Source organism: Arthrobacter sp. RAF14 (genome assembly GCF_052114185.1).
Taxonomy (GTDB): Bacteria; Actinomycetota; Actinomycetes; order Actinomycetales; family Micrococcaceae; genus Arthrobacter_E.
The window spans coordinates 1-777 of record NZ_JBFREG010000015.1; the positions used below are offsets into that span (position 1 = coordinate 1).

A 777-nucleotide genomic window follows, 5' to 3' on the forward strand; every position below is an offset into this window, starting at 1 on the left:
GTCTTCCAGGTGGCAACCCCGGCACCCCAGGAACCCCCGGCGGTAACCCGGGTGACATCCTCGGCAGCCTGCCCGATCTGATCGGCGGACTGATCCCCGGCGGCACCGGAACCATCCCCGGTCTTCCAGGTGGCAACCCCGGCACCCCAGGAACCCCCGGCGGTAACCCGGGTGACATCCTCGGCAGCCTGCCCGATCTGATCGGCGGACTGATCCCCGGCGGCACCGGAACCATCCCGAGTCTGCCGTCCATCCCGGGAGTCCCAGGAACTGACCCGGCGGACCTCCCCGGCGGTCTGTTCAACCAGATCCCCAATTTGGTGACGGTCATTCCTGAAGCACTCCTGGATGGCGTGCTCGGAAGCAATGGAGGTAACTCACCCAGCGGGCTGCTCGACAACGTCACGGGAGTTCTCGACGGCGTGACATCGGGTCTCCCGGGTAGTAACGGCACCGGCACCCTGCCCGGTCTGCCCGGTCTGCCCACCCTCCCGGGCCTCCCGGGCGGCAACGGCACCGGCACCCTGCCCGGCCTGCCCACCCTCCCGGGTGGTAACGGATCCGGCACCCTCCCGGGCCTGCCCGGTGGTAACGGCACCGGCACCCTGCCCGGCCTGCCCACCCTCCCGGGCCTCCCGGGCGGCAACGGCACCGGCACCMTCCCCGGCCTGCCCACCCTCCCGGGCCTGCCCGGCGGCAACGGCACCGGCACCATCCCCGGCCTGCCCACCCTCCCGGGCCTGCCCGGCGGCAACGGCACCGGCACCATCCCCGGCC

1 pseudogene is annotated in these 777 nt (G+C 72.6%); it reads left to right on the forward strand.

The window, feature by feature from the left end:
• Positions 1-777: pseudogene (locus AB4Y75_RS16685) on the forward strand (hypothetical protein); the annotation flags it as partial.